26 protein-coding genes are annotated in these 24,127 nt (G+C 72.0%); 13 read left to right on the plus strand and 13 right to left on the minus strand.

The genetic code is table 11. The features are described 5' to 3' along the window. The first annotated feature begins 181 nt into the window (after positions 1-181). Positions 182-2,740, plus strand: coding sequence for an ATP-dependent Clp protease ATP-binding subunit (locus ACFV4N_RS02145; protein WP_499670644.1), 2,559 nt, complete (start codon positions 182-184; stop codon positions 2,738-2,740). Positions 2,741-2,917: 177 nt separating this feature from the next. Here ACFV4N_RS02145 and pcp read toward each other — a convergent pair whose 3' ends face one another. Beyond that, positions 2,918-3,547 (minus strand): pyroglutamyl-peptidase I, encoded by a 630-nt coding sequence (gene pcp, locus ACFV4N_RS02150; protein ID WP_499670645.1) that lies wholly within the window; start codon positions 3,545-3,547, stop codon positions 2,918-2,920. Positions 3,548-3,565: 18 nt separating this feature from the next. On the opposite strand from pcp, the gene ACFV4N_RS02155 reads away from it, so the two are divergent. Then, a complete protein-coding gene (locus ACFV4N_RS02155; RefSeq protein WP_499670646.1) occupies positions 3,566-4,537 on the plus strand; it encodes an endonuclease/exonuclease/phosphatase family protein in 972 nt (323 codons plus the stop codon). Here ACFV4N_RS02155 and ACFV4N_RS02160 read toward each other — a convergent pair. From ACFV4N_RS02160 to ACFV4N_RS02170, 3 genes are read right to left on the minus strand one after another with little or no spacing between them, the layout of a single operon-like run. Then, positions 4,509-5,303 (minus strand): SIR2 family NAD-dependent protein deacylase, encoded by a 795-nt coding sequence (locus ACFV4N_RS02160; RefSeq protein ID WP_499670647.1) that lies wholly within the window; start codon positions 5,301-5,303, stop codon positions 4,509-4,511. The genes ACFV4N_RS02155 and ACFV4N_RS02160 overlap by 29 nt on opposite strands. Beyond that, positions 5,296-5,607, minus strand: a complete 312-nt coding sequence (locus tag ACFV4N_RS02165) for an antibiotic biosynthesis monooxygenase family protein (protein WP_499670648.1) — start codon at positions 5,605-5,607, stop codon at positions 5,296-5,298. The genes ACFV4N_RS02160 and ACFV4N_RS02165 overlap by 8 nt, the downstream gene beginning before the upstream one ends. 10 nt (positions 5,608-5,617) lie before the next feature. Then, positions 5,618-6,214: a CGNR zinc finger domain-containing protein gene (locus ACFV4N_RS02170; protein WP_499670649.1), complete on the minus strand. Its 597-nt coding sequence runs from the start codon at positions 6,212-6,214 to the stop codon at positions 5,618-5,620. 45 nt (positions 6,215-6,259) lie between these two features. Here ACFV4N_RS02170 and ACFV4N_RS02175 point away from each other — a divergent pair, with 45 nt between their 5' ends. Then, entirely contained in the window at positions 6,260-6,622 is a 363-nt protein-coding gene (locus tag ACFV4N_RS02175; protein WP_499670650.1) for a nuclear transport factor 2 family protein, read from the plus strand. Here ACFV4N_RS02175 and ACFV4N_RS02180 read toward each other — a convergent pair. Continuing rightward, a complete protein-coding gene (locus ACFV4N_RS02180) occupies positions 6,611-8,083 on the minus strand; it encodes a M1 family metallopeptidase (protein WP_499670651.1) in 1,473 nt (490 codons plus the stop codon). The genes ACFV4N_RS02175 and ACFV4N_RS02180 overlap by 12 nt on opposite strands. 17 nt (positions 8,084-8,100) lie before the next feature. Here ACFV4N_RS02180 and ACFV4N_RS02185 point away from each other — a divergent pair, with 17 nt between their 5' ends. Further along, entirely contained in the window at positions 8,101-8,862 is a 762-nt protein-coding gene (locus ACFV4N_RS02185; RefSeq protein ID WP_499670652.1) for an alpha/beta fold hydrolase, read from the plus strand. On the opposite strand, the gene ACFV4N_RS02190 is transcribed toward ACFV4N_RS02185, so the two are convergent. Together ACFV4N_RS02190 and ACFV4N_RS02195 are read right to left on the minus strand one after the other, a co-directional pair. After that, positions 8,811-9,308 (minus strand): 2'-5' RNA ligase family protein, encoded by a 498-nt coding sequence (locus ACFV4N_RS02190; protein WP_499670653.1) that lies wholly within the window; start codon positions 9,306-9,308, stop codon positions 8,811-8,813. The genes ACFV4N_RS02185 and ACFV4N_RS02190 overlap by 52 nt on opposite strands. Beyond that, positions 9,309-10,178, minus strand: coding sequence for an HhH-GPD family protein (locus ACFV4N_RS02195; protein ID WP_499670654.1), 870 nt, complete (start codon positions 10,176-10,178; stop codon positions 9,309-9,311). Between the two features lie 179 nt (positions 10,179-10,357). Between ACFV4N_RS02195 and ACFV4N_RS02200 the strand changes: the two genes are divergently transcribed. Next, positions 10,358-11,029: a hypothetical protein gene (locus ACFV4N_RS02200; RefSeq protein WP_499670655.1), complete on the plus strand. Its 672-nt coding sequence runs from the start codon at positions 10,358-10,360 to the stop codon at positions 11,027-11,029. Position 11,030: 1 nt separating this feature from the next. On the opposite strand, the gene ACFV4N_RS02205 is transcribed toward ACFV4N_RS02200, so the two are convergent. From ACFV4N_RS02205 to ACFV4N_RS02215, 3 genes are all read right to left on the minus strand, one after another. Continuing rightward, complete coding sequence (locus tag ACFV4N_RS02205) at positions 11,031-12,053, minus strand: LLM class flavin-dependent oxidoreductase (protein WP_499670656.1); 1,023 nt, start codon at positions 12,051-12,053, stop codon at positions 11,031-11,033. A gap of 179 nt (positions 12,054-12,232) precedes the next feature. Further along, positions 12,233-13,336, minus strand: a complete 1,104-nt coding sequence (locus ACFV4N_RS02210) for a LacI family DNA-binding transcriptional regulator (RefSeq protein WP_499670657.1) — start codon at positions 13,334-13,336, stop codon at positions 12,233-12,235. Between the two features lie 107 nt (positions 13,337-13,443). Next, positions 13,444-14,496, minus strand: coding sequence for a LacI family DNA-binding transcriptional regulator (locus ACFV4N_RS02215; protein WP_499670658.1), 1,053 nt, complete (start codon positions 14,494-14,496; stop codon positions 13,444-13,446). Between the two features lie 225 nt (positions 14,497-14,721). On the opposite strand from ACFV4N_RS02215, the gene ACFV4N_RS02220 reads away from it, so the two are divergent. The 3 genes from ACFV4N_RS02220 to ACFV4N_RS02230 all read left to right on the plus strand — a co-directional run bounded on the left by ACFV4N_RS02220 (position 14,722) and on the right by ACFV4N_RS02230 (position 17,852). Continuing rightward, entirely contained in the window at positions 14,722-15,978 is a 1,257-nt protein-coding gene (locus ACFV4N_RS02220) for an extracellular solute-binding protein (protein WP_499670659.1), read from the plus strand. 63 nt (positions 15,979-16,041) lie between these two features. Further along, positions 16,042-16,959 carry a carbohydrate ABC transporter permease gene (locus ACFV4N_RS02225; RefSeq protein WP_499670660.1) on the plus strand — a complete coding sequence of 306 codons (918 nt, stop codon included), beginning with the start codon at positions 16,042-16,044 and terminating at the stop codon, positions 16,957-16,959. After that, positions 16,959-17,852, plus strand: coding sequence for a sugar ABC transporter permease (locus ACFV4N_RS02230; RefSeq protein ID WP_499670661.1), 894 nt, complete (start codon positions 16,959-16,961; stop codon positions 17,850-17,852). Before ACFV4N_RS02225 ends, ACFV4N_RS02230 begins: the two co-directional genes overlap by 1 nt. On the opposite strand, the gene ACFV4N_RS02235 is transcribed toward ACFV4N_RS02230, so the two are convergent. From ACFV4N_RS02235 to ACFV4N_RS02245, 3 genes are read right to left on the minus strand one after another with little or no spacing between them, the layout of a single operon-like run. Continuing rightward, complete coding sequence (locus ACFV4N_RS02235) at positions 17,832-18,410, minus strand: histidine phosphatase family protein (protein WP_499670662.1); 579 nt, start codon at positions 18,408-18,410, stop codon at positions 17,832-17,834. The genes ACFV4N_RS02230 and ACFV4N_RS02235 overlap by 21 nt on opposite strands. A 23-nt stretch (positions 18,411-18,433) precedes the next feature. Beyond that, positions 18,434-18,838: a type II toxin-antitoxin system VapC family toxin gene (locus ACFV4N_RS02240; protein WP_499670663.1), complete on the minus strand. Its 405-nt coding sequence runs from the start codon at positions 18,836-18,838 to the stop codon at positions 18,434-18,436. After that, complete coding sequence (locus ACFV4N_RS02245; RefSeq protein WP_499670664.1) at positions 18,831-19,112, minus strand: type II toxin-antitoxin system Phd/YefM family antitoxin; 282 nt, start codon at positions 19,110-19,112, stop codon at positions 18,831-18,833. Before ACFV4N_RS02245 ends, ACFV4N_RS02240 begins: the two co-directional genes overlap by 8 nt. A gap of 126 nt (positions 19,113-19,238) precedes the next feature. Here ACFV4N_RS02245 and ACFV4N_RS02250 point away from each other — a divergent pair, with 126 nt between their 5' ends. From ACFV4N_RS02250 to ACFV4N_RS02270, 5 genes are all read left to right on the plus strand, one after another. Then, positions 19,239-20,339 carry an ABC transporter ATP-binding protein gene (locus ACFV4N_RS02250; protein WP_499670665.1) on the plus strand — a complete coding sequence of 367 codons (1,101 nt, stop codon included), beginning with the start codon at positions 19,239-19,241 and terminating at the stop codon, positions 20,337-20,339. 158 nt (positions 20,340-20,497) lie between these two features. Further along, on the plus strand, positions 20,498-21,502 hold the full coding sequence (locus ACFV4N_RS02255; protein ID WP_499670666.1) for a metal ABC transporter solute-binding protein, Zn/Mn family: 1,005 nt from the start codon (positions 20,498-20,500) through the stop codon (positions 21,500-21,502). After that, the gene (locus ACFV4N_RS02260; RefSeq protein WP_499670667.1) at positions 21,499-22,335 is read left to right on the plus strand and encodes a metal ABC transporter ATP-binding protein; all 837 of its coding nucleotides are present in this window, start codon (positions 21,499-21,501) and stop codon (positions 22,333-22,335) included. Before ACFV4N_RS02255 ends, ACFV4N_RS02260 begins: the two co-directional genes overlap by 4 nt. Then, positions 22,335-23,171 (plus strand): metal ABC transporter permease, encoded by an 837-nt coding sequence (locus ACFV4N_RS02265; RefSeq protein ID WP_499670668.1) that lies wholly within the window; start codon positions 22,335-22,337, stop codon positions 23,169-23,171. Before ACFV4N_RS02260 ends, ACFV4N_RS02265 begins: the two co-directional genes overlap by 1 nt. 137 nt (positions 23,172-23,308) lie before the next feature. After that, positions 23,309-24,046, plus strand: coding sequence for a GntR family transcriptional regulator (locus tag ACFV4N_RS02270; protein WP_499670669.1), 738 nt, complete (start codon positions 23,309-23,311; stop codon positions 24,044-24,046). The last annotated feature ends 81 nt before the right edge of the window (positions 24,047-24,127 follow it).

Below are 24,127 nucleotides of genomic sequence, written 5' to 3' on the forward strand. Positions count from 1 at the left end.
TGGAATCTCCCAGGCAGATCACGCGTTGGTACCGATGTCAGAGATCCCCGAAGGCGACTGCGGGCGAAGGGGAACTGAGAGTCTCGGGGCCGGCGACTACAGTGGTCCCACGGTGCCGCGCTCTCCACGGTCTGCCCGTGGTGAGCCCGAGGACCGCCGGCGCAGCAGTCAGGGAGTGCGAATGTTCGAAAGGTTCACCGACCGCGCGAGGCGGGTGGTTGTCCTGGCCCAAGAAGAGGCCCGGATGCTCAACCACAACTACATCGGCACCGAGCACATCCTCCTGGGGTTGATCCACGAGGGTGAAGGTGTCGCCGCCAAGGCGCTGGAGTCGTTGGGGATCGCGCTGGAGGGCGTGCGCCAGCAGGTCGAGGAGATCATCGGCCAAGGCCAGCAGGCCCCTTCCGGTCACATCCCCTTCACCCCCCGTGCCAAGAAGGTGCTCGAGCTGTCGCTGCGCGAGGCGCTCCAGCTCGGCCACAACTACATCGGCACCGAGCACATCCTGCTGGGCCTGATCCGCGAGGGCGAGGGCGTCGCGGCTCAGGTGCTCGTCAAGCTGGGTGCCGACCTCAACCGCGTGCGCCAGCAGGTGCTCCAGCTGCTGTCGGGCTACTCGGGCGGCAAGGAGCCCGCCGAGTCCGGCGGCCGCGGCGAGGGCACGCCGTCGTCGTCCCTGGTGCTCGACCAGTTCGGGCGCAACCTGACCGCGTCCGCGCGGGAGGGCAAGCTGGACCCGGTGATCGGGCGCACCAAGGAGATCGAGCGGGTCATGCAGGTGCTGTCCCGCCGCACCAAGAACAACCCGGTCCTGATCGGCGAGCCCGGCGTGGGCAAGACCGCCGTGGTCGAGGGACTGGCCCAGATGGTCGTCAAGGGCGAGGTGCCCGAGACGCTGAAGGACAAGCAGCTCTACACCCTGGACCTGGGGTCCCTGGTGGCGGGCTCGCGGTACCGCGGTGACTTCGAGGAGCGCCTGAAGAAGGTGCTCAAGGAGATCCGCACCCGCGGTGACATCATCCTGTTCATCGACGAGATCCACACCCTGGTGGGTGCGGGCGCGGCCGAGGGCGCCATCGACGCGGCCTCGATCCTGAAGCCCATGCTGGCTCGCGGTGAGCTGCAGACCATCGGCGCGACGACCCTCGACGAGTACCGCAAGTACGTCGAGAAGGACCCCGCGCTGGAGCGCCGGTTCCAGCCGATCCAGGTCGGCGAGCCGTCGCTGGAGCACACCATCGAGATCCTGAAGGGCCTGCGCGACCGGTACGAGGCGCACCACCGCGTCTCGATCACCGACTCGGCGCTGGTGGCCGCGGCGACCCTGGCGGACCGGTACATCAACGACCGGTTCCTGCCGGACAAGGCGATCGACCTGATCGACGAGGCCGGCGCCCGGATGCGGATCCGCCGGATGACCGCGCCGCCGGACCTGCGCGAGTTCGACGAGAAGATCGCCGACGTGCGCCGCGACAAGGAGTCCGCGATCGACGCGCAGGACTTCGAGCGGGCCGCCAAGCTGCGCGACCAGGAGAAGCAGCTGCTGGGCCAGAAGGCCGAGCGGGAGAAGCAGTGGAAGGACGGCGACCTCGACGTCGTCGCCGAGGTGGACGACGAGCAGATCGCCGAGGTGCTGGCGAACTGGACCGGCATCCCGGTCTTCAAGCTCACCGAGGAGGAGACCACGCGTCTGCTCCGCATGGAGGACGAGCTGCACAAGCGGATCATCGGCCAGGTCGACGCGGTCAAGGCCGTGTCGCAGGCGATCCGCCGCACGCGCGCCGGGCTGAAGGACCCGAAGCGGCCGTCCGGGTCGTTCATCTTCGCGGGCCCGTCCGGCGTCGGCAAGACCGAGCTGTCCAAGGCGCTGGCGAACTTCCTGTTCGGCGAGGACGACGCGCTCATCCAGATCGACATGGGCGAGTTCCACGACCGGTACACCGCGTCGCGGCTGTTCGGCGCGCCTCCCGGGTACGTGGGTTACGAGGAGGGCGGCCAGCTGACGGAGAAGGTCCGTCGCAAGCCGTTCTCGGTGGTGCTGTTCGACGAGATCGAGAAGGCGCACCAGGAGGTCTACAACACGCTGCTGCAGGTGTTGGAGGACGGTCGCCTGACCGACGGCCAGGGCCGGACGGTGGACTTCAAGAACACCGTCATCATCTTCACCTCGAACCTGGGCACGTCGGACATCAGCAAGGCCGTGGGCTTGGGCTTCACCTCGGGTCAGGACACCGCGTCCAACTACGAGCGGATGAAGAACAAGGTCAACGACGAGCTGAAGAAGCACTTCCGGCCCGAGTTCCTCAACCGCATCGACGACATCATCGTCTTCCACCAGCTCACGCAGGACGAGATCATCAAGATGGTGGACCTGATGATCGCCCGCGTCGAGCAGCAGTTGAAGAACAAGGACATGGCGATCGAGCTGACGGATCGCGCGAAGAAGCTGCTGGCCAAGCGCGGGTTCGACCCCGTGCTGGGTGCGCGGCCGCTGCGCCGGACCATCCAGCGCGAGATCGAGGACCAGCTGTCGGAGAAGATCCTGTTCGGGGAGATCCAGCCCGGCCAGATCATCATCACCGACGTCGAGGGCTGGGACGGCGAGTCCGAGTCCGACGACAAGGCCCGGTTCGTGTTCCGCGGTGAGACGAAGCCGCTGCGGGTGCCGGACGCGCCGCCGGTGGACCTCGCCGCTTCGGGTGGCGAGGGCGGCGGGGAGGCCGAGGCCGAGTCCGCTTGATCCTGTAGTACCGGGAACGCCCCTGGGACCATGTGGTCCTGGGGGCGTTTTTGGGTTACTGGGCCGGTTGGGTTACTGGGCCGTTTGGTTCACGAGCTGAAAGACAAGGGCGCGCTCGCCGCTGGGCAGGCCTCCGGGGGAGGGAGGGCTGCGCTCGGGCTCGCGAGGGTGTGGTGGTCAGTGGAGGGTGCCGCCGATGGGGGTGTGGAGGTCCTGGGGGGTGTTGAGGGTGGTGGTGATGATCAGGTCCAGGGCCCGGGCGGTGGTTTCCAGGGGGAGGCTCGGTGCGGTCGTGGTCTGGTCCGGGGTGTAGGGGACGTGGACGAAGCCCGCTTTGAGGTGGGGGTGCTTCGTCGCGACCAGGTGCATGAGGCCGTAGAAGACGTGGTTGCAGACGAAGGTGCCCGCGGTGTGGGAGACGGAGGCCGGGATGCCGGCGGCGGTGAGGGCCGCGGTGCAGGCCTTGACCGGGAGGGTGCTGAAGTAGGCGGTCGGGGCGTCGGGGACCACCCTCGTGTCCACCGGTTGGTTGCCGGCGTTGTCGGGGATGCGGGCGTCGTTGAGGTTGACGGCCACGCGTTCCGGGGTGACGTGCGGGCGGCCTCCCGCTTGGCCTACCGAGACCACCACGTCGTAGCGGCGGGCGCCCAGGGCCTCTTCGAGGACCTCCAGGGACTCGTCGAACACGCAGGGCAGTCGCAGGGTGGTCAGCTCGTACCCGGACGGTCGGACGGTGTTCGCCGCTTCCCATGACGGGTTGGTGCGCTGTCCGTCGAAGGGTTCGAAGCCCGTCAGCAGTACCTCCACTCGGGCAGACTAGATGTCGTGGTCGAACTGGAGGAACGCCGGACCAGGCGTGGTGGGACGACATTCCTGCTGGTGGGGGCCGCGTTGGCGTTCCTGGCGGTCGGGTTCGTGCGGTTGCTGGGGGTGGATGGCACTCGTCACATGGTGGCCGTCGCGGCGTTGACGCCCTACTTCACGGTGGCCGGCGCGGTGCTGGGGGTGGTGGCGTTGCTGCTGCGCCGGTGGGGTGTGGCGGTGGTGACGTTGTCGCTGGCGGCGGTGCTGGTGGCGGCGGTCGCGCCCCGGGCGTTCCCGGACTCGCGGCCGGCGGGGGTGGGGCGGCAGGTGACCGTGATGGCGTCGAACTTCCTGGTGGGGACGGCCGATGCCGAGGTGGTGGTGGACCTCGTCCGGCGGCACCGGGTCGACGTGCTGGCGATGCAGGAGCTGACGCCGGAGATGGTCGGCGACCTCGACCGGGCCGGGTTGGGGCTGGTGCTGCCGCACCGGCACCTCCTGGACGAGCCCGGTGGGTCCGGGTCGGGGATCGCGTCGCGGTACCCCCTGGCGCCCCGGGAGCTGACCGCGCCCAGTTCGCTGCGGCAGGCGGGCGCCCTGGTGGACCTGCCCGGCGCCGACCTGGAGGTCGTGTCGGTGCACCCGCTGCCGCCGGTGGTCTACGCCGGCCCGGAGACGTGGCAGCGGGACATGGCCGGGCTGCCGGAGCGGGACCTGGGCGGGCCGGTGCGGGTGCTGGCGGGCGACTTCAACGCCACGCTGGACCACGTGGCGCTGCGGCGGCTGCTGAGCAGCGGGTACGTGGACGCGGCCGACCAGGTCGGGGAGGGGCTGACGCCCACCTGGCCGGCGGGGGCGCTGTGGCCGCCGCCGGTGACCATCGACCACGTGCTGGTGGACGGGCGGTGCCCGGTGGACTCGTTCGAGGTGGTGAACGTGCCGGGGACCGACCACCGGGCGGTGGTCAGCCGGTTCGTCGTGCCAGCTCGGTGAGGGCTTCCCGGGCGCCCAGGGGCAGGGAGACGCCCCGGCCGTGCCTGATCCCCGGCTCGCGGGGGTTGATGCGGACCAGGTTGCCCGTGGCGGCGGTCGCCAGCTCCGCCTGGCGGCGGACGGTGGGGACGGCGGTGCCCGCGCCGATCTCGACGACGGTGAGGTTCCGCGCTCCGCGGCGCCAGGCGGTGAGGGCGTCCAGGGCCGCCTGGGAGCGGTGGGGCACCCAGGACCGGTCGCCGAACATGAGGATGTTCGGCCTGGCGAGGCCGCCGCAGTTCGGGCAGGTCGGCAGGGGGCCCTCGGCCCTCATGGTGCCGGGGTCGACGGTGATGCCCAGGTCGTTGGGCCAGATGTCCTCCGAGCACGGCTCGGCGCACTGGAGGTGGTGGATCGAGCCGTGGACCTCGGCCACGTCGGCGAGGCCGGCCCGCTGGAACTGGCCGTCGACGTTGGAGGTGAAGACGCGGGCGTCCCAGCTCTTGAGGACCCGGAAGCCGTCGTGGGGCTCGGTGTCGCGGTAGAGGGCCAGGCGGTGGCCGTAGAAACCCCAGGCGAGCGCCGGGTCCTCGGCGAAGTGGACCGGGTCCGCCAGCTCCTCGAAGCGCAGGCCGAGGCGGGCGTAGGGCGGGTAGGCCTGCCAGAAGCCGGTGGTGCCCCGGAAGTCCGGCAGGCCCGAGTCCACGCCCATGCCCGCGCCGGCGCACACGAGGATCGCGTCGGCGTTCCGGATGAGGTCCGCTGCCTGGTCTAGGGCCTCATTCACCCTTGGGGGCGGAGCTGAGGACGACCTCGAACTCCAGCAGGTCCGAGCCGGTGCCGACGGGCTTGGCGCGCTCGCCCGAGTGGGCCTCCTTGGCGCTGCCGCGCAGCCAGTTCTGGAAGTCCTCCTCGGTCTCCCACTGGGTCACCACGAAGTACCGGGTGTCGCCCTTGACCGGCCTGAGCAGCTGGAAACCGAGGAAGCCGGGCTCGGAGTCGACGGCGCCCAGGCGCGCGGCGAACCGCTTCTCCAGCTCCGGGCCCGAGCCGTCGGGCACGTGGATCGCGTTGATCTTCACAACCGCCATGGGTCCGACGTTACAGGGGTTCGGCCTCGCGGCGGGCGCGGTGGGTGCGGACCTTGTGGCGGTTGCCGCAGCGCTCCATCGAGCACCAGCGCCGGTTGCCGGAGCGGGACGTGTCGAGGAAGAGCAGCCCGCAGTCGTCGGCCGAGCACTCGCGGACGGCGCCGGTGGCGAGGGTGTGGACGGCGTCGCGGGCCGCCGCGCCGAGGACCTGGGCGCCGGTCACCGGCGTCGTCCAGGCGAGGGCGCCGGTCCCCGGGTCGAGGCGGGGGCGCGGGGTCTCGGCGGTGGCGGCGTTGAGGGCTTCGACGTGGGCGGGGTCGGGGGCCTCGCCGCGGGCCTGGGCCTGCGCGAGGTGCAGGAACGCGTCGCGGAGGGCCTTGATCCGGTCGAGGTCCTCGGGGGTGACGCGGACGTCGGTGATCGGGGCGGTGGTGGTGAGGCGGCAGTCGCGCAGCCAGGCCGCGAGGTCGTCCGGGGTGTGCAGGACCTCGTACCGGCGGTACTCGCCCGGACCGCCGGTGACCAGCAGTTCCAGGCTGAAGGAGCCGGGGTCGAAGCGGTAGCGCTGACCGTCGTGCCCGGTGAGGGTCCTGGACCAGGTCGGCATGTAACCACTGTAGCCGGTTTCTCTTCTACCGGCTAAGATGGTTACATGGACGAGCTGATCCGGTTGGAAGAAGAGCTGTGGCGCGCGAACCGCGAGGGCGACGGCGCGTTCTACGAGCGGTCCCTGCGGGACGACGCGGTGGCGGTCAGCCAGTACGGCGTGATGACCAAGGCCGACGCCGTGTCGACGATCGGGGCGAACCGCAACCCGTACCTGAAGACCGAGCTGTCCGGGGTCCGGGTGCTGGAGGTGGGGGCCGACAGCGCGGCGGTGACCTACCGGGTGGACGTGGTGGCCCTCGTCGAGGAGCGCGAGGTCGAGTTCTCGGCGCTGGTGACGACCGTCTGCGCGCGCGAGGGCGACGGGTGGCTGGTGGTGCTGCACCAGCAGAGCCCGCTATCGGCGTAGCGAACCCGGGTACAGGTGCTCGTCGGCCGGGATCCCGGCGCCGCGGAACCAGGCCGCGAAGAAGGCGTCGAGGTCCTGGCCGGACACCCGCTCGACGTGGGCCTCGAACTCCGGCCAGGACGCGTTGCCGCCCGCGTGCTCCGCGATCCACCCCTTGAGCACCCGGTCGAAGTCGTCGTCGCCGATCTGGCGGCGCAGGGCGTGCACGGCGAGCTGCCCCTTGTCGTAGACGCCGCGGAACTCGTTGCCGCGGCCCATGTCGTAGAGCTTGCGCCCCCAGTAGGCGTCGCGGTCGGCGACCTGCTCCACCGTGTCGCGGTAGAGGGCGTCGAGGTCGGCGCCGTTCTCGGCCTCGTCCCACAGCCACTCCGCGTAGCTGGCGACGCACTCGTTCAGGCAGATGTCGGCCCAGCTCTCCACGGACACCAGGTCGCCGAACCACTGGTGGGCGTTCTCGTGCACCACGGTCTCCAGCCTCGCCCAGCCCGCGTAGACGGGCCTGGTCTGGGTCTCCAGGGAGAACCCGATGTCGTCGGCCAGGAAGATGCCGCCGGCGGTGCTGAACGGGTAGGGGCCGAACCGCTCGGAGAGGAAGCCCAGGACTTCCGGGAGCCTGCGCTGGTGTTGGCGGGCGTTCTCGGCGCCGGGGGCGTAGGCGTCGAGGACCGGGGTGCCGTCGGGGAGGGTGGAGCGCTCGATCGTCCACCGGTCGACGGCGATGGTGGTCAGGTAGGTGGCCATCGGCTCCTCGGCCGCCCAGCGGAACGACGTCCAGCCGTCGGCGGTGACGGGCTCGCCCCGCTCCACGCCGTTGGAGACGACCGACCAGCCCTCGGGGACGCGGGCGGTGAGGGCGAACGAGGCCTTGTCGCGCGGGGTGTCGTTGGCGGGGAACCAGGTCGTCGCCGAGTGGGGCTCGCCGGCCGCGAACGCGCCGCCGCCCCGCGAGACCTGCCAGCCGCTGCTGCCCAGGGCCCGGTCCTGGAACAGGGTGGGCTCGCCGCCGTACCGCACGGTCGTGGTGAACTCCTCGCCCTCGGCCAGCGGCGCCCCGGGGGTGATCACCAGTTCGTGCTCGCCCTCCTGGCGGAAGGTCGCGGGCAGCCCGCGCACGAGCACCTCGTCGACGGTGAGCCGGTACAGGTCGAGGTTGAACCGGGTCAGGTCGGCGGTGGCCCTGGCGGTGATCTCCGCGACGCCGTCCAGTCGCCGGGTGGCGGGGTCGTAGGTGACGTCGAGGTCGTAGCGGCCGACGTCGTAGCCGGTGTTGCCGTCCCGGGGGTAGTACGCGTCGCCCGCGCCGTCGCCGCCCTCGGCGCCGACCACGGGCGGCGTGGTCGGGCCGGTGGTCGTCGGGCCCGCCTGCCGGTCGTGCGGCAGCCTGGCGACGACGACGCCGGCGACCACCAGCACCAGGCAGAGCACGAGCAGGTACGGGCGTGCCTTGGGGCTGATGGCCATGTCGACATGATGCACGCATGAGCGTGGTGGAGTTCGGCGGTTCGGGACCCGGCATCCTGCTGCTGCACGGCCTGATGAGCCGGGCGAGCACCTGGTGGACGGTCGCGCGGTGGCTCAGGCCGTACGGCCGGGTCGTCGGCCTCGACGCGCGCGGGCACGGGCGGAACCCGCGGCGCGGTCCTTTCCGGACCGAGGACTTCGTCGCCGACGCGGTGTCGGCGATCGAGCGGCTGGACCTGGGTCCGGTGGTGGTGATCGGGCACTCCATGGGCGGCCTGCACGCGTGGGCGCTCGCCGCGCTGCGGCCCGACCTGGTGCGCGGGGTCGTCGCGGAGGACGTGGTGCCGGACAACCGGGGCCGCTCGGTCGACGAGTGGCGCTGGTACTTCGAGGCGTGGCCGGCGGCGTTCCAGTCGTTGGCGCACGTGCGGTCGGTGGTGGACGTGCCGCGGGTGGAGGAGCTGTTCGAGGAGCGGGCCGACGGGTGGCACCTGATCGCCGACCTGGACGACCTGTACGAGATCGCCGCGGAGTGGGGCGAGCGGTCCTACTGGGACTTCGTGGACGCGATCCGGTGCCCGCTGCTGGTGGTCGAGGCCGGGCGGGGCGTGCTGCCGGCGGGGCAGATGGCCGAGGTCGTCCGGTGGTGCGCGGCCCGGGGTCTCCCCGCGCACCACGTGGTGGTGCCCGAGTCGGGGCACGTGGTGCACGACGAGGCGCCGGAGGTCTACCGGGGCGCGGTGGAGGCGTTCCTGAGCGGGTCGATCCCGCCGGTCTGAGTGTCCACGACGGCCACCTGGCGGGCCCTGGCGCGGATCGGGGCGACCGGGTGCAGCTCGGCGAACGCGGCCTTGACCGCGTCGTCGTCGCCGGTGAGCAGGGTGCAGTGCGGGGTCCAACTGCCGGGTAGGTGCCGGGCGGTCGGGTGCTTCACGCGGCCCGCCAGCACGTCGTGGATCGCCGAGTGCACGGCCAGCAGCTCGCCGTCGACCACGGCGGCGAGCCGCAGGGCGTCGTCACTGGCGCTGAGCGCGTGCAGCCACAGGTCGGGCAGCCAGAGGCGGGACAGGTCCTCGCGCAGCTCCGCGCGCACCTTGGGGCCGATGACGCCGGCGGACGCGCACGTCAGGTGGGGCGGCAGGTCCGGCGCGACGCCGACGCGCCGCCACAGCTCCCGCACGGCCCGGTCGGCCTCGTCGTCGAAGAACACCACGAGCAGGTGCACCTAGTGCTCCCCGGGCAGCGCGAACAGGCCCTCGGCGGTCTGCTCGACCAGGCCGTCGACCAGCAGCGAGTGCAGGCACCGGTCCCGCTGGCCCGCGTCCGACCACACGAGGTCGAGCCGGGCCTTGGCGACCGGGCCGGTGGTGCCGCGCAGCACGTCCAGCAGCAGGCCGCGCACCTGCCGGTCGGTGCCCGCGAACTTCTGCACCGCCTTGGCCGGGCCGTCGTAGGCGGGGCGGCCGTTGAGCTGCCAGGCGCACGAGGCGAGGACGGGGCAGTCGGCGCACTTGGGCGTGCGGGCCGTGCAGACCAGGGCGCCCAGCTCCATGAGCGCGGCCGAGTAGGTCGCGGCGCGCTCGTCGGGCAGCAGGGCCTCGACGTCGCGCAGGTCCTTCGTGGTCGACGGCGGGCCCGCGTCGCCCGCGCCGTGCACCGCCCGGGCGACCACGCGTCGCACGTTCGTGTCGACCACCGGGCACTTCCGCCCGTAGGCGAACGCGGCCACCGCGCGGGCGGTGTAGGCGCCGATGCCGGGCAGCGCGAGCAGCGTGTCCACGTCGTCCGGGACCACGTCGTCGTGCTGCTCGGCGATGGCCTGGGCGGCGGCGTGCAGCCGGAGGGCGCGCCGGGGGTAGCCGAGCTTGCCCCAGGCGCGCACCACCTCGCCCTGCGTGGCGGCGGCCAGCGCGGACGGCGTCGGCCAGCGGGCCAGCCACTCGCGCCAGATCGGCTCGACGCGGGCGACCGGCGTCTGCTGGAGCATGATCTCGCTGACCAGCACGCCCCACGCGGTGCACTCCGGCCGTCGCCAGGGCAGGTCGCGGGCGGTGTCGGCGAACCAGTCGAGGAGGAGGTCTGCGTCCAGGCTCATAACGCCGACCAGTGTTCCACGAACGGGTTAGCCGACCTCGGTCAGCTCACCGGTGCGCACGTCGTGGGCGAAGCCCCGGACCTCGTCCTCGCCGATCGGCTCGCGCCGGGATCACGTTCACCACATCGGGGGACCAACACTTGGCCCGCCATTCCACGCCGCGAGGATATTTTCGTCGGGTGATCGAGCCAACGGGGCCGCTCCCGCCGTCGGTGTACCGGCGTCGGCGCGCCCTGGCGGTCGTGGTCGCGGTGGTCGCGGTGGTCGGCCTCGCCTGGCTGGTCGCCGTCCTGTTCGGCGGGTCCGACCCCACCGCGCCGCGGCCGGTCGACCAGACCCCGTCCCCGTCCGCGGCGCCGGTGACCCCGGTCGCCGCGCCGTCACCGGGCAGCACTCCTCAGGGCACCACTCCCCAGGGCACCACCGCCCCCGGCACGACGCCCCCGCCGCCCGGTCCGCCGCCGCCGTGCGAGGACGTCCAGCTCCACGTGGTCGCCGAGCTGGACCGGCCCTCGGTCGCGGCGGGCGAGGCGGTGGGCCTGGGGATCGCGGTGTCCAACACGGGGCGGTTGCCGTGCGCGAAGGACATCGGGCGGCACGTGCGCGAACTCGTGGTCACCACGGTGGACGGCGCGACCCGCCTGTGGTCGAGCAACGACTGCTTCGCCACCGGGGGCTCCGAGGTGCGCGTGCTGCGGCCGGGGGAGCGGTTCACCTACGGCCTGCGCTGGCCGGGCACCACGTCGGAGCCGGGGTGCGGCGGCCACCGGCGGCTCGGACCCGGCGACTACCTGGTGGTCGCGGAGGTCGCGGGCAAGGTGAGCGACCCGGTGGTGTTCCGGCTGACCTGACTCACCCGGCCGGGTCCGGCCGCCACCCCAGCGCCGGGCCGAGCTTCGTGGCGATGTCGGTCAGGACCTGCTCGTAGTCCTCGTGCCCGAAGGTGAACGGCAGGGCGAAGACCGCCTCCTCCACCTCCCGGAAGGCGGCGTCGGCGTACAGGCGCTCGGCGATCTCGTCCGCCGGACCCACGAGGTCCGGCGCGAACCACAGGCCGTTCGGCCCCTGCGGGCCGCCCGTGCGCGGCAGGCGCCGGGCGGCGTAGTCCGCGTACTTCGCGCGCTGCGCGGCGGTCGCGCTGTCGGTGGGGATGACGACCAGGCCCTGGGAGACGCGGCCGCCGCCGGGGTGCGCGGCCTTGAACTCCCGCACGTGGGAGAGCTGGAGGTCGGCGAACCCCCGCGCGTGGCCCTCGCCCCTGACCACGTTGCTGACCATGAAGTTCATCCGGTTCTCGCCCGCCCACCGGGCCGAGGCCAGGCTGCCGCCGCCGTACCAGGCGCGGTCGCGCAGGCCGGGCGAGTGCGGCTGGACGCGCCGGGAGAACACCTCGATGCCCTCGGTGCCCTCGAAGTCGCTGACGGGCTCACCGGCCAGCGCGTCGAGCAGGCGCCGGACGCGCCGGTGGCTGAAGTCCTCGACGTCGGCGGTGTCCGGGTAGAGGGCGTGCTTCACCCGGTCGTAGTGGATCGGCGCGCCGACGCTGACGCCGGGGTTGAGCCGGCCGCCGGACAGCACGTCGACCGTGGCCAGGTCCTCGGCCAGGCGGACCGGGTTCTCCCAGCCCAGCGGGATGACGGCGGTGCCCAGCCCGATGCGCGAGGTGCGCTGGGACGCCGCGGCCAGCACGGCGACGGGCGAGGAGATGCCGAACTGGAGGTGCCGGTGCCGCACCCAGGCGCTGTCGAAGCCCAGGTCCTCGCCCAGCCGGATGACCTCCAGCGTCGACTCGTGGCCGCGGCGGGGGTCGTCCTCGTCGAACAGGCCGATGGTCAGGAAGCCCAGTTTGCGCAGCGGCTGCGAGGGGAGCGGCATGTCCCCGATTGTCGTCCCGCGCGGCAGGGGGTCCACCTGCTGGACCCCCCCCGGGCAGAACGCCCCCGCGGCGAACGCCTCCGGGTGGAACGCCTCCGGGTGGAACGCCCCCCGACGCGCCGCGGGGGTCCCCTGGGTGGGGACCCCCGCGGAGGACCGGGTGTGCGGTGGGCGGGCGGTCAGGGCCCGAACCAGCGCTCCTCCGCCGTCCCGCGCGGCGGCGCGGCGGTGGTGCCGTGGATCAGCTCCGTGGCGAGGGTGACCGAGCGGGGCCGGGTGCGCTCCGCCGAGTCCAGCAGCAGCTTGCCCGCCGCGCGACCCTTCTCCAGCACCGGCTGCCGGACGGTGGTCAGGCCCGACTGCTCGGCCTCCCGGATGCCGTCGAAGCCGGTGACGGTCAGGTCCTGCGGCACGCGCAGCCCGCGCCGCTGCGCCTCGCCGAGCGCGCCCAGCGCGAGGATGTCCGAGGTGCAGACCAGCGCCGTGATCTGCGGGTCGCGGTCCAGCACCTGGGCGGCGGCCGAGGCGCCCGAGGCGATGGTGTGGTCGAAGCGCTCGACCACGGGGATCTCGTTCCAGTCGACGCCCACCGCGCCGAAGGCCTGCGCGAGGCCGGCCAGGCGCGCCCGCTGCACGTGGAAGTGCGCCGACGCCTGCCGGTCCGCCGTCACGAAGCCGTCGTTGCGGTCGCGGGCCAGCCGCATGCACACCACGCCGACCCGCCGGTGCCCCAGCGAGATCAGGTGCTGCGCCAGGGAGTTCATCGCGGCCTGGTCGTCGATGCCGACGCGGTCGACGTTGTCGATGTCCGGCTGGTCGCACACGACGGTCGGCACCGGCCGCTCCAGCACGGCGGCGAGGTGCGGGTCGTCGTCGGGCACCGAGTAGACGACGAAGCCGTCCACGCCCGCCCGGTGCACCGCGGCCACGTCCTCGCGCTCGGGGTTCGCGGGCACGAGCAGCAGCCCCTGCCCGGCGTCCTCGCACGCGAGCGCCAGGCCCTCCAGGAACCCGATCGCCGCCGGGTCGCGGAACGCGTAGGACAGGTTCTCGGTGAGCAGCAGGCCCACCGCGCCGGCCTTGCGCGTGCGCAGTGATCGGGCCACCGGGTCGGGGCCCGGGTAGCCGAGTCTTCTCGCTGTCTCCAACACCCGGCGTCGCAGCTCCGGCGAGAGCTGGTCGGGACGGTTGTACGCGTTGGACACCGTTGTCCGGGAAACACCCAGCTCCGCCGCCAGTGAGGCGAGCGTCGCGGGGCGTCGCACATGCATCGACCGCGCCATGAAGTGACCGTAACGGTTCAGAACCAATTACAGAAGTGGGGGTGACGGGCGTCCCTCAAATTCACCATCAACGCAGGTGATAACAGGTTACTCGACGGTACTTTGGTCTAAACCAATGAGGGTGGCGCGGACGACTCGCGCACCACCAGCTTGGGGCGGAACACGCGCGTGTAATTGCCCGCCGGCCGCCGCCGCCGATCGGGGTCGAGCCGGTGCACCAACTCGTCCACCGCGGCCGCCGCCATTTCCTCGATCGGCTGCGCCAGGGTGGTCAACGACGGCGAGCAGTACGACGCCAGCGGGATGTCGTCGAAGCCCACCACGGCCAGGTCGCCGGGCACCCGCAGCCCGCGGCGGTGCGCCTCCCGCAGCACGCCGATCGCCATGTGGTCGGACGAGCAGATCACCGCGGTCGGCCGCACCGTGTCCAGCAGCGCCGCCACGGCCGCCGCCCCGCCCTCCGGCCCGAACGGGCCGTGCGCCACGAAGTCCGACGTCGCGGGCAGCCCGTCCTCCTCCAGCGCCGCCGCCCACCCGGCGCGCTTGAGCCGCGACGGCAGCGACCGCGCCGGCCCGGAGACGAACCCGATCCGCCGGTGCCCCAGCTCCACCAGGTGCCGCGTCGCCGCGTAGCCCGCGTGCTGCTCGTCCACGGTCACGTCCGGCACGTCCAGCGACGGCGTGGCCCCGTTGACGAACACCATGTGCACGCCGTCGGCCAGCAGCTTCGCGTAGTACGACGGTCGCGGCGCCTGCCCGAGCGGCACCTCGGTGTTGGTGATCTCCGGCGACACGAACACCATGCCCTCGACGCCGCGCGCGAGGAGCATCCGCACGTACTCCTCCTCGCCCATGGCGGCGGCGCCGGTCGCGCGCGTGTTGCACAGCAGCGACGAGTAGCCCAGGCGCGCCGCGCGGACCTCCAGCGCCTCGGCGAACGCCGGGAACACCGGGTTCGACAGCTCCGGCACCAGCAGCCCGATCACACCGGTCCGCTGGAGCGCTCCCAACCCGCGAGGCGTGTAGGGCATCTCGGCGAGCACGGCGAGCACGCGCTGGCGCGTTTCGTCGTTGACACCCGCCCGGCGGTTGAGCACCCGGCTGACCGTCGAGATGCTCACCCCGGCTGCCCTGGCGATCTCGGACAGACCGGACACCATGCCTCCTCGCTTGGGTTGTGGGTGACGTGCAGCCTGCCGCCAGCGGCAAATTTTTGCAACGCCCATCACGGTTTCGTCCGAGAACGCCGGGCCGTTACGGCTTGGTTACCGTCCTGGCCTTGACCCGGCCCAGGTCGGCGGGATGAAATCCGCGTCAACAATTTCGCAAGTTCTTGCAAGAGCCTTCATCGCGATGAAGGTCCAGCAGGAGGGACGACAGCAACGATGCGACGTACCACCCTCGTGACCGCAGTGGCGGCAGCAAGCGCCCTCGTCCTCACCGCGTGCGGCGGTGGTGGCGGCGGATCGGACGCCGGCGACTCCGGCGAGGTCACCTTCTGGGACACCAGCGGCCCCAACGAGAGCCCGGTGTTCACCAAGCTCGCGCAGGACTGCGCCACCAAGGGCGGCTACAAGGTCAAGGCCGAGACCGTCGCCTTCGACCAGGCGCTCAACAACTACCGGACCGCCGCCCAGGGCGGCCAGGGCCCCGACGTGTTCCGCGCCGAGGTCGCCTGGGTGCCGCAGCTGGCCAAGCTGGGCTACATCGTCGACCTGACCGGCACCGAGCTGGCGGGCGACACCTCCGACTTCCTGGAGACCCCGCTCGGCTCCACCAAGTTCGAGGGCAAGTCCTACGGCGTCCCCCAGGTCACCGACTCCCTGGCGCTGTTCTACAACAAGAAGCTGCTGGCCGACGCGGGCGTCGAGCCGCCGAAGACCTGGGACGAGGTCAAGGCCGCCGCCGCCAAGCTCGGCGGCGAGAAGACCATCTTCATCAACAACGACGCCTACTACGCGCTGCCGTTCATCTACGGCGCGGGCGGCGACCTGGTCGACGCCGAGGCGAAGAAGATCGTGGTCAACTCCGACGAGAACGTGAAGGCGCTGGAGACCGCCAAGGGCCTGCTGGACGCCAAGGCCGCGACCACCGCGCTCGACCCGGCCAACTCCTACAACAACATGCAGGCCGCGTTCACCTCCGGCGAGGTCGCCATGGTGGTCAACGGCCCGTGGTCGGTCGCCGACTACCTCAAGGGCGCCGCGTTCACCGACGCCGCCAACCTCGGCATCGCGCCCGTCCCCGGCGAGACCGCGGGCGAGGGCTCCGCGCCGGTCGGCGGCCACAACTACGTGATCCGCCAGGGCACCAAGGCCAAGGACTCCGCGGTCAAGTTCGTCGCCTGCATGAGCAGCGTCGAGTCGCAGGTGACCGTCGCCAAGGAACTGGGCCTGCTGCCCACCCGCAAGTCCGCCTACGAGAACGCCGACGTCAAGGCCAACGAGGTCGTCTCCGCGTTCGAGCCGGTGGTCACCGCCGCGCACGCGCGGGCCTGGATCCCCGAGGGCGGCCAGCTGTTCGACCCGCTGAAGATCGCCTACGCCGACTTCCTGGCCGGCAAGAAGGACGCGAAGACCGCGCTGGACGAGGTCGCCAAGGCCTACAAGGACACCGTCGTCCCCGACTACACCGTCGGCTGACACCCCTCGTGAGGGCTTCCCCGGCCGGGGGAGCCCTCACTGGCACGCGGAAGGGAGACTTCGGTGCGCAGGTTCCTGGACCGGCACTGGTACGCGTACGCGATGGTGCTGCCGGTCGTGGTGGTCATCGCGGTGCTGGTGCTGTTCCCGCTCGCCCAGGGCGTGTACTTCACCTTCACCAACATCAACGAGGGCAACATCGCCAACCCGATCCTCGACCGGCCGGCGAGCTACGACTGGGTGGGGCTGGGCAACTACCTGAACGTCCTGTCCGGCGACACCAGCTTCGGCGCCTTCTGGGGCACGCTGGTCCGCACGCTGATCTGGACGTTCGGGTGCGTGTTCTGCCACTACACCATCGGCCTCGGCCTCGCGCTGCTGCTCAACCGGCAGGTGCGCGGGCGGGCGGTGTACCGGGTGCTGCTGATCCTGCCGTGGGCGGTGCCCGCGTTCATCAGCGCGTTCGCGTGGAAGTACATGTTCAACGCGCAGTACGGGATCATCAACCAGGCCCTGCGGGCCGTCGGCCTGCCCGACCCGGTGTGGCTGGGCCAGTCGGACTGGGCGCTGGTCGCGGTCATGATCGTCAACATCTGGCTCGGCGTGCCGTTCATGATGGTGGCGCTGCTGGGCGGCCTCCAGTCCATCCCCGGCGACCTCTACGAGGCGGCCGAGGTGGACGGCGCCACGGCGTGGCAGCGGTTCCGGCACGTGACGCTGCCCGGGTTGCAGGCGGTGTCCAGCACGGTGGTGCTGCTGGGCATCATCTGGACGTTCAACATGTTCGCGATCATCTACCTGATCACCGGGCCGAACCCGAACACGCGGATCCTGGTGACCTACGCGTTCGAGCGGTTCTTCTCCGGGGCGTCCCGCGACTTCGCGGTGGCGTCCACCTACGGCGTGCTGATCCTGTCCGTGCTGCTCGTGTTCGCGGGCGTGTACCGGCGCGCGCTGCGCAAGCAAGGCGAGGTGTGGTGATGTCGGTCGAGGCGGCTTCCTTCAAGGCGGTCCAGCCGGTCCGGGCGCCCAAGCGCTCCGAGCGGTCGCGACTGGCCAGCGTCGGCCTGCACGCCGCGCTAGTCGTCGCGTCGCTGATCGCGGTGTTCCCGGTGTTCTGGGTGCTGGTGACGTCGTTCAAGCCGGACGCGCGGGCGGTGGAGACCACGCCGAAGCTGGTCAACGAGTCGAGCCTGGACAACTACGCGCGCATCCTGTCCGGGGAGAAGGGCGACTTCCTGGCCTGGTTCGGCAACTCGGTGCTGATCGCGCTGATGACCACGGTGCTGGCGGTGTTCCTGTCGGCGACCACGGGGTACGCGGCCTCGCGCTTCCGCTTCCCCGGCAAGCGGTCGCTGATGCTGTCGTTCCTGGTCGTGCAGATGTTCCCGTTCGCGGTGCTGATCGTGCCGCTGTACAACATCCTGCTCGAACTGGGGTTGCAGGGCACGTCGTTCGGCCTGGTGCTGGTGTACTGCACGACGGCGGTGCCGTTCTGCACCTACATGCTGAAGGGCTACTTCGACACCATCCCCGGCGACATCGACGAGGCGGGCCGCGTGGACGGCCTGTCCCCGTTCGGCGTCTTCTGGCGGCTGGTGCTGCCGCTGGCCCGGCCGGGCCTGGCGGTGACCGCGTTCTACGCCTTCCTCACGGCGTGGGGCGAGGTGGCGTTCGCGTCGGCGTTCCTGTCGGCGGCGGACGAGTCGAAGACGCTGGCGGTCGGGCTGCAGGTGTTCGTGCAGCAGAACCGGACCGAGTGGGGTCACCTGGCGGCGGCGTCGATCCTGGTGGCGATCCCGGCGATCGCGGTGTTCTACCTGGTGCAGCGGTTCCTGGTGACGGGCCTGTCGTCAGGCGCGGTCAAGGGGTAGGCCCGGACCCGAGGCTGCGGTGGGGCGGCCGTCCCACCGCAGCCGGTACACCGCGGGCATGGGCATGCCCGCCAGGAACGGCCAGTCCACCGGGTGGCCGGCGGCGCGCAGCGCGCGGGCGGCGAACGTGCCGTGCGTGCCGATGAGCACGACGCCGCCCTCGTGCTCGCGGGCGACGGCGCCGAGCGCTCCCAGCACCCGCCCGGTGAGCGCGTCCAGGCTCTCGCCGCCCGGTCGGGCGTGGTCCGGGTTCGCCCAGCTGTGCGCGTGGTGGCGCGCGTAGTCGGGGGTCGGCTCCAGGCCCGAGTCCCACTCCCGCAGGTCCCACCTCCGGTCCACGGCGAGCCCCAGCGCCCCGGCGGCGGGCGCGACCGTCTGCACGGCCCGCAGGTACGGGCTGGACGCGACGGCGGTCGGGTCGAGCCGCAGCAGTTCGTCCACCAGGTCGCGCGCCTGTGCCAGTCCGGTCTCCTGGAGCGGCCGGGTCAGCTCGTCCGGCCCGTCGGCGGTGGGGACCACGGAGCGCGCGTGGCGGACGAGGACCAGTTCGGTCGGCATGCACCAGGCATACCAGTCCCGGTTCAGACCGTGATGACCTCGACCATCGACTCCAGGCCGACGAAGTCCTTCGGGTTCCGGGTGTAGAGGGGCAGGTTGTTCGACGAGGCGATGGCCGCGATCATCAGGTCCATCTTGCGCGGACGTGGATCGCGCTTCGCGTCGAGCGTCAACGCGTACAGGGTGCCGTACCGGGAGGCCGCCCTGCCGTCGAAGGGCAGCGGCTCGAAGTTCGCGATGGCGACGCTCAGCCTCTCGGTGCGCGCCGCGCGGGTCGCGGCGTCCTTGGCCGCCGCGACGCCCTGGTGCAGCTCGGCGAACGTGACGGCGGTCAGCTCGGAGATCTCCGGCAACCCGGCGCGGTCCAGCGTCGCCAGGTCGATGTAGACGCAGGTGTCCAGCACGCCGGACGGGCGGCGCTCAGCCACGGGGGCGCTCCCACGGGTCGTCGCCTTCGTCGCCGACGCGGCCTTCGCCGAAGAACTCGTCCGCCTCCGCGCGCATCGCCGCGTAGTCGACCCGCGGCAGGTGCTTGTGCAGTTCGACGAGCTCGTCCGTGGTCAGCCGCCGACGGCGCGGCAGCGGGCGCACTTCCGCGATCTCCACGCCGTTGCGGGTGACGTGGAACGTCTCGCCCGCCTCCACCGCGTCCATGACCGCGGCGGAGTTGTTCCGGAACTCTCGCTGGCTGATGACCTTCACCTCCTGATTGTAGCTCGGTGTGTCACAGGAGGCTACAGCAGTGAAAACTAGACCAATCCACCTGTTCCCGTAAGCGCTTGCAATCCCTAACGTTGCGACAAAGCTTGGTAGTGAAAGGTGCATCACATGGCTGAGGTCGCCTACGTCAAGGCGTCGCGGATCTTCCCCGGCAACCCGCCCGTCCGCGCGGTCGACGAGTTGTCGCTGGACGTCGCCGACGGCGAGTTCCTCGTCCTGGTCGGCCCGTCCGGCTCGGGCAAGTCCACCGCGCTGCGCATGCTCGCGGGTCTGGAGGACGTGGACGAGGGCGCCATCCACATCGGCGGCAAGGACGTCACCAACGTCCCGCCGAAGGGCCGCGACATCGCCATGGTGTTCCAGTCCTACGCGCTCTACCCGCACATGACCGTCGCGGAGAACATGGGCTTCGCGCTCAAGCTGCGCGGCGTGAACAAGGCCGAGATCAAGGAGAAGGTCGCCGAGGCGGCCAAGATGCTCGACCTGACCAAGTACCTGGACCGCAAGCCGAAGGCCCTGTCCGGCGGTCAGCGCCAGCGCGTCGCGATGGGCCGCGCGATCGTGCGCGAGCCCTCCGTGTTCCTCATGGACGAGCCGCTGTCCAACCTGGACGCGAAGCTGCGCGTGGAGACCCGCGCGAACATCGCCGCCCTCCAGGCCCGGCTCGGCACCACCACGATCTACGTCACGCACGACCAGGTCGAGGCCATGACCATGGGCCACCGCGTCGCGGTGCTCAAGGACGGCCTGCTCCAGCAGTGCGACACCCCGCGCAACCTGTACGACAAGCCGGCCAACGCGTTCGTCGCCGGCTTCATGGGCTCGCCCGCCATGAACCTCAAGACCGTCCCGCTGACCGGCGAGGGCGCGAAGCTCGACGGCGTCGTGGTGCCGCTGGAGCGCCGCGCGCTGGACCGGGCGGCGGCCGAGGGCCTGTCCGAGGTCACCTTCGGCGTGCGGCCCGAGTCGCTGGGCCTGGTCTCCTCCGCCGAGCAGGGCATGGAGATGGTCGTCGAGCTGGTCGAGGAGCTGGGCGCGGACGCGCTGCTGCACGGCTCGGTCCGCATCAACGGCACCCCCGAGCGGTTCGTGGTCCGCGTCGACGGCCGCACGCCGCCGACCCTGGGCCAGACGGTGAAGGTCGCCGTGCGCGACGCCGGCGAGGTCCACCTGTTCCACCCGGAGAGCGGTCTGCGCCTGACCGACTGACCCCGGAGTTCCCCGGAGGGCCGTTCCCGCGTGCGGGGGCGGCCCTCCGGCGTGTCCGACGACACCCGGTCGGCGCATTCCCCGGTCGCGGAGAGTTCTAAACTGAACTCGACAACGGTTTCCATTGCCTGTGGTTCCACCAGTCGAGGAGTGCGCTGATGACGGTCCGCAACACGATGCTCGGGGCGGTGGCCGCCGTGACCGCCGTCGCCCTCACCGCCTGCGGCGGTCAGGACACCCCCGCCGCCGACGACGGCAGGATCAAGGTCGTCGCCTCCACCAACGTGTGGGGCAGCGTGGTGGAGGCGGTCGGCGGCGACGCGGTCGAGGTCACCTCGATCATCGACGACCCGTCCGGCGACCCGCACTCCTACGAGAGCAAGCCCGCCGACGTGGCCGCGGTGCGCGACGCGAAGCTGGTCGTCTTCAACGGCGGCGGCTACGACGACTTCTTCGCCGGGCTGCTCGGCCCCGAGACCGAGGGCGCGAAGAAGATCGAGGCGTTCCCGATCTCCGGCAAGGCCGCCGGCCACGACGAGCCGGGTCACGAGGAGCCGGGCCACGAAGAGCCCGGTCACGAGGAGCCCGGTCACGAGGAGCCCGCCACCGAGCAGGGCGCCGAGGACGGGCACGGCCACGACCACGCGGTCAACGAGCACGTCTGGTACGACTTCGAGACCGTCCACAAGGTCGCCGAGCAGGCGGCCGCCGACCTGGGCGGGATCGCCCCGGACCGCAAGGCCGAGTTCGAGGCCAACGCGAAGGACTTCGGCGCGAAGCTCGACGAGCTGGCCGCGCGGCTCGACGGCAAGGGCGCGGGCAAGCGGGTCCTCCAGACCGAGCCGGTCGCCCACTACCTGCTCGACGCGGCGGGCGTCGAGGACGTCACCCCCGAGTCGTTCAGCGACGCCGTCGAGGAGGAGACCGACGTGCCCGCCGCGGCGCTCGCCGAGGTGCTCGACCTGGTCAACGGCAAGCAGGTGGCGGCCCTGGTCAACAACGCGCAGACGGAGAACGCCGCCACCGGGCAGGTGGTCGGCGCGGCCGGGTCCGCCGGCGTCCCCGTCGTGGAGGTGACCGAGACGCTGCCCGAGGGCGCGACCGGCTACCTTGACTGGATGACCAAGCAGGTTGACGCCCTCGTGGGTGCGCTCGGCGCATGACCGTCCGGGACGAGGCCGATCGGGGCGAGGCGGGTCGGACCGCGGGCGCGGCCGTGGCGCTGCGCGGCGCGCGGCTGGCCTACGGCGACCGCGTGCTGTGGGACGGGTTGGACCTGGACGTGGCGCCCGGTGAGTTCGTGGCCGTGCTCGGGCCCAACGGCTCGGGCAAGACCAGCCTCATCCGGGTGCTGCTGGGCCTCCAGCCGCTGTCGGCGGGCACCGTGCGGGTGGCCGGCGGCAACCGCCGCATCGGCTACATCCCGCAGCAGCGGGCCGTCGACACCACGCTCACGCTGCGCGGCCGCGACCTGGTCGGCTTCGGCCTCGACGGCCACGGCTGGGGCCTCGGCCTGCGCGGCAGGCGCGAGCGGCGGGAGAAGGTGGACGCGGCGCTGGCCGCCGTGGGCGCGACCCGGTACGGCGACGAGCCGGTCGGCCTGCTCTCCGGCGGCGAGCAGCAGCGGCTGCGGGTGGCGCAGGCCCTGGTCGGCGACCCCGAGGTGCTGCTGTGCGACGAGCCGCTGCTCTCGCTCGACCTCGCCAACCAGCGCGTGGTCAGCGACCTGATCGACGCGCGCCGGCGGTCCGCGGGCACGGCCGTGCTGTTCGTGACCCACGAGATCAACCCGGTGCTGCCGCTGGTGGACCGGGTGCTGTACCTGGTGGAGGGCCGGTTCCGGGTCGGCACGCCCGGCGAGGTGATGAACTCGCGGGTGCTCAGCGAGCTGTACCGCACGAACGTCGAGGTGGTCCGCGTGCGCGACCAGATCCACGTGGTCGGCGCGCAGCACGTGTGCGAGGACGAGCCGCACCACGTGGTGGATGAGGGCTGATGGAGAACTTCTTCGACTGGCGGCTGACCGTCCAGCTGCTCGGTTACGACTTCGTGCGGGACATGCTCGTCGCGGGCGCGGTGCTGGGCCTGGTGGCCGGGCTGCTCGGCCCGCTGGTGGTGACGCGCCGGATGGCCTTCGCCGTGCACGGCACGAGCGAGCTGGCGTTCACCGGTGGCGCGGCGGCCCTGCTGCTCGGCGTCGGCGTCGGGTACGGCGCGCTGGCGGGCTCGGTGGTCGCGGCGCTGCTGCTGGGGCTGCTGAGCGTGCGCGACTCCGACCGCGATTCGGTGATCGGCGCGATCCTGGCGTTCGGCCTGGGCCTGGGCGTGCTGTTCCAGTCCCTCTACAGCGGGCGGGCGGCCAACAAGTTCGGGCTGCTCACCGGTCAGGTCGTCAGCGTCGGCTCGACCGACCTGTGGCTGCTGATCGGCTCGTCGCTGGCGGTGCTCGCGGTGCTGGCGGCCATCTACCGCCCGCTGCACTTCGCCAGCGTGGACCCGGCGGTGGCGGTGGCGCGCGGCGTGCCGGTGCACGCGCTGACCGTGGTGTTCGCGGTGCTGGTGGGCGTGGCCACGGCGTTGAGCGTGCAGATCGTCGGCGCGCTGCTGGTGCTGTCGCTGATGATCACGCCGGCGGCGGCCGCGGTCCGGGTCACCGCGAGCCCGGTGAAGGCGACCGTGCTGGCCGTGGTGTTCGCCGAGGTGTCCGCGCTGGGCGGGATGCTGCTGTCGCTCGCGCCGGGCGTGCCGGTCAGCGTGTTCGTGACGACGGTGTCGTTCCTCATCTACCTGGTCTGCCGGGTCGCGGGGCGCAAGCGGGAGCGTGTCCAGTAGGTGGGACGGGCCCGCGGTGGCGCAGGCCCGCGGTCGGGGTCGGAGTTGCGCAGGTCAACGGCCACACCCCGGCTGACCTGGGTGGCGTAACCCGTCTGTAACAAGCCGGTCGGCGTCGGTGAACCAGACTGTGGCGCATGAGCAGCAGCGCACCGGAGCGGCGCCTGCGCGCCGACCGGGCGCGGCAGGCGGCCGACGTGATCCGCCAGCAGGTCGTCCAGCGGGCCTTCCCGGACGGCGTGCTGCCCGACGAGCGGTTCCTCGCCGCCGAGTTCTCCACCTCCCGCAACACCATCCGGGAGGCGCTGGACCTGCTGCGCGAGGAGGGCCTGATCGACCGCGTGCCGGGCGTCGGCACGGTCGTGGTCACCGAGAAGTACCCCCACGGCCTGGGCCGGCTCATGGGCCTGGCCGAGACGCTGCACGAGCACGGCGAGGTCACCAACGACGTGCGGGCGGCCGGGCCGATCAAGCCGCCGACGTCGGTGGCGCGGCGGCTGGGCCTGGCCGACGGCGAGCCGGTCGTCTACGTGGAGCGGCTGCGCCGCCTCAACGGCCTGCCGCTCTCGCTCGACCTGACCTACCTGGCGCGGGACGTCGGCGGCCCGCTGCTGGACGAGGACCTGCGCAACCGGGACATCTTCTCGCTGATCGAGCAGACCTCGGGCCGCCGCCTGGGCACCGCCGCGGTCACCCTGGAGGCGGTCAACGCCGACCTGCACTCGGCCGCCGTGCTGGAGGTGCCGAGGGGTTCGGCGCTGCTGGTGGTCGAACGGCTGAGCCACTTCGACGACGGCCGCCCGGTGGACCTGGAGTTCATCCGGATGCGCGGCGACCGGCTCGCGATGCGCGCCGAGTGCCGGAGGACGCCGTGAACGTGGCGCCGCGTTTTCGCCTGCACGTGGACCTGAGGCGCCAAGCCTCCGCGCTGTGTTGAATTGCGCCGCCTCCGGCGG

This window comes from Actinosynnema sp. NPDC059797, from assembly GCF_042732085.1.
Classification (GTDB): Bacteria; Actinomycetota; Actinomycetes; order Mycobacteriales; family Pseudonocardiaceae; genus Actinosynnema.

Excerpts from the sequence above, each read along its gene's own strand:
- ACFV4N_RS02170 (WP_499670649.1), bottom strand. The coding sequence starts at position 6,214 with ATGCCGACCTGGTCCAGGACCCTCACCGGGCACGACGGTCAGCGCTAC.
- ACFV4N_RS02270 (WP_499670669.1), top strand. The coding sequence starts at position 23,309 with ATGAGCAGCAGCGCACCGGAGCGGCGCCTGCGCGCCGACCGGGCGCGG.
- ACFV4N_RS02195 (WP_499670654.1), bottom strand. The coding sequence starts at position 10,178 with ATGAGCCTGGACGCAGACCTCCTCCTCGACTGGTTCGCCGACACCGCC.
- ACFV4N_RS02265 (WP_499670668.1), top strand. The coding sequence starts at position 22,335 with ATGGAGAACTTCTTCGACTGGCGGCTGACCGTCCAGCTGCTCGGTTAC.
- ACFV4N_RS02210 (WP_499670657.1), bottom strand. The coding sequence starts at position 13,336 with ATGGCGCGGTCGATGCATGTGCGACGCCCCGCGACGCTCGCCTCACTG.
- ACFV4N_RS02185 (WP_499670652.1), top strand. The coding sequence starts at position 8,101 with ATGAGCGTGGTGGAGTTCGGCGGTTCGGGACCCGGCATCCTGCTGCTG.
- ACFV4N_RS02215 (WP_499670658.1), bottom strand. The coding sequence starts at position 14,496 with ATGGTGTCCGGTCTGTCCGAGATCGCCAGGGCAGCCGGGGTGAGCATC.
- ACFV4N_RS02145 (WP_499670644.1), top strand. The coding sequence starts at position 182 with ATGTTCGAAAGGTTCACCGACCGCGCGAGGCGGGTGGTTGTCCTGGCC.
- ACFV4N_RS02220 (WP_499670659.1), top strand. The coding sequence starts at position 14,722 with ATGCGACGTACCACCCTCGTGACCGCAGTGGCGGCAGCAAGCGCCCTC.
- ACFV4N_RS02165 (WP_499670648.1), bottom strand. The coding sequence starts at position 5,607 with ATGGCGGTTGTGAAGATCAACGCGATCCACGTGCCCGACGGCTCGGGC.
- ACFV4N_RS02175 (WP_499670650.1), top strand. The coding sequence starts at position 6,260 with ATGGACGAGCTGATCCGGTTGGAAGAAGAGCTGTGGCGCGCGAACCGC.
- ACFV4N_RS02235 (WP_499670662.1), bottom strand. The coding sequence starts at position 18,410 with ATGCCGACCGAACTGGTCCTCGTCCGCCACGCGCGCTCCGTGGTCCCC.
- ACFV4N_RS02255 (WP_499670666.1), top strand. The coding sequence starts at position 20,498 with ATGACGGTCCGCAACACGATGCTCGGGGCGGTGGCCGCCGTGACCGCC.
- ACFV4N_RS02230 (WP_499670661.1), top strand. The coding sequence starts at position 16,959 with ATGTCGGTCGAGGCGGCTTCCTTCAAGGCGGTCCAGCCGGTCCGGGCG.
- ACFV4N_RS02180 (WP_499670651.1), bottom strand. The coding sequence starts at position 8,083 with ATGGCCATCAGCCCCAAGGCACGCCCGTACCTGCTCGTGCTCTGCCTG.
- ACFV4N_RS02205 (WP_499670656.1), bottom strand. The coding sequence starts at position 12,053 with ATGCCGCTCCCCTCGCAGCCGCTGCGCAAACTGGGCTTCCTGACCATC.
- ACFV4N_RS02250 (WP_499670665.1), top strand. The coding sequence starts at position 19,239 with ATGGCTGAGGTCGCCTACGTCAAGGCGTCGCGGATCTTCCCCGGCAAC.
- ACFV4N_RS02260 (WP_499670667.1), top strand. The coding sequence starts at position 21,499 with ATGACCGTCCGGGACGAGGCCGATCGGGGCGAGGCGGGTCGGACCGCG.